The sequence below is a fragment of the Oleiphilus sp. HI0043 genome (assembly GCF_001634935.1).
The window spans coordinates 1-1,892 of sequence record NZ_LWEY01000534.1; the positions used below are offsets into that span (position 1 = coordinate 1).

General features: G+C 42.9%; 2 protein-coding genes. Both read right to left on the bottom strand.

The features are described from left to right. Positions 1–93 precede the first annotated feature (93 nt). On the bottom strand, positions 94–966 hold the full coding sequence (locus A3729_RS06555; protein ID WP_068513671.1) for an alpha/beta fold hydrolase: 873 nt from the start codon (positions 964–966) through the stop codon (positions 94–96). Positions 967–991: 25 nt separating this feature from the next. Further along, positions 992–1,762 (bottom strand): TatD family hydrolase, encoded by a 771-nt coding sequence (locus A3729_RS06560; protein WP_068508560.1) that lies wholly within the window; start codon positions 1,760–1,762, stop codon positions 992–994. Positions 1,763–1,892 lie beyond the last annotated feature (130 nt).

Here is a 1,892-nt window from a genome sequence, read left to right on the forward strand (position 1 = left end):
TCTAAAGAGACAGCCTTATAATTTTCCAAGCCTGAACTCAGCACATCCTGTACCAAGAAAAAAGATAGCAATAAAGTGAAAACCAGACTCTTTTTACTTATCGATAATTTCATCAATTAACTCCGCTGTTGCTGCAACATCACCATCCATGTGGAAGTGATGCCCACCTTCTAGGTCAAAGCGCGTAACATCCTTAAAATAAGATACCCGTTTTTGAGTCCTCTGAGCATCCGAGAAATACCCTTGTTTACCACATAAAACAAAGACCGGACATTCGATACCATTTAACACAACTTCAACTTGTTTTTCAGAAAACCGTACCATAGAAGGGGCTAGTAATTTCGGGTCTGAGCGCCAAATATAACCACCTTCTACCTCCTCTGTACCTCGCTCAATTAACAGCTGCGCTGCTTCTTTTGATACTTTTCCAATCCCCATCATTCGAACGCGAATAGCCATTTCTTTAGTTGGGTAAATGGTCTTTTTACTCTCTCGCGTCTGAGCAGCCTTTGCTACCGCTTTTTTAAGCTGTGGCAATACATTTTCTATTTCGTCTGTTAGAGGCCCTAAACTATCTAATAGAATTAGTTTATCAACCTTTTCTGGCATTGATGCAGCTAAAAACGAACACACAATCCCACCTAACGAATGACCAATCAAGGTAACTTTCTCGCCCGCATCATCAATCTGTTCGAGCACAGAATCTATAAACACGGCAATATCCACCACATTATCGACTAAATGATAAGACGACGAACTTGGCCTATGCTCGCTCCAACCATGCCCAGCCATTTCGACTGCATAGAAGGGACGATCTAGATTTAGGTAGTTGCATAGGGGTAGAAACGAAGCCGCATTGTCGAGCCATCCATGCAGTGCGATAACCGGCACACCATGACGTACACTATTTTTATAACCCGACAAACGCAATTTATCGGTTTGAATACTAAAAGGGCCTAACTCCATTCCATTCAACCTTTATGATAATTCGCTAGAGTCTAAACAGTTTCTTAAAGTTCTCACTTGTGACCTCAGCAACCTCTTCTACGCTGCAGCCCTTTAACTGTGCAATATATTTGGCAACCTCAGGTACATACTTAGGCTCATTTGGCTTGCCACGATACGGAACCGGCGCGAGATAAGGAGAGTCCGTCTCTATCAGCATGCGCTCTAATGGGACTCGCTTAGCAACATCCTTTAGCTCTACAGCATTCTTAAACGTAACAATACCTGAGAATGAGATATAAAAGTTATGATCCATCGCTCTGGAGGCCATATCCCAATCTTCAGTAAAACAATGCAGCACTCCCGCGACATCAGGGGCTGAGTATTGGCCAATGAGGTTTAGCGTATCTTCCTTCGCATCTCTAGTATGAACAATAATTGGTTTTCGACATTCTTTACTGGCAATTAAATGACGCTTGAATCTTTCCAGCTGAAGATCTTTATGCTCCAGGCCATAATAGTAATCCAGCCCCGACTCTCCAATCGCAATGACTTTTTCACGCTCAGCAAGCGATAATAGGCGTTCAATAGTGGGCTCTTCACAATCGGTACTACCTGGGTGCACGCCAACCGAAGCATAGACATCGGGAAATTTAGCTGCAATCTGAAGCACTTCTTCAATATGCTCCAGGTCAATTGCGACACAAAGCAATTTGTCTACAAGGTTTTCTTTGGCAGCTGAAATTGCAAGCGACAAGTCGCCTTCATATGGAGCTAATTTCAGACGATCAAGGTGGCAGTGGGAGTCAATAAACATGAAAATCAAGCGCGCTCTTGATACAACGATAAAGCCGCACATACTAACTAAAAATGCGTATCTATGCGACTCACTTGAAGAATCGTATCAAGAAATTGGGGCACCCCCCTATTATTACATACTATGTGTA

What these genes read in the sequence shown, in the direction of transcription:
- A3729_RS06555 (WP_068513671.1), bottom strand. Translation starts at nt 966, where the DNA reads ATGGAGTTAGGCCCTTTTAGTATTCAAACCGATAAATTGCGTTTGTCG.
- A3729_RS06560 (WP_068508560.1), bottom strand. Translation starts at nt 1,762, where the DNA reads ATGTTTATTGACTCCCACTGCCACCTTGATCGTCTGAAATTAGCTCCA.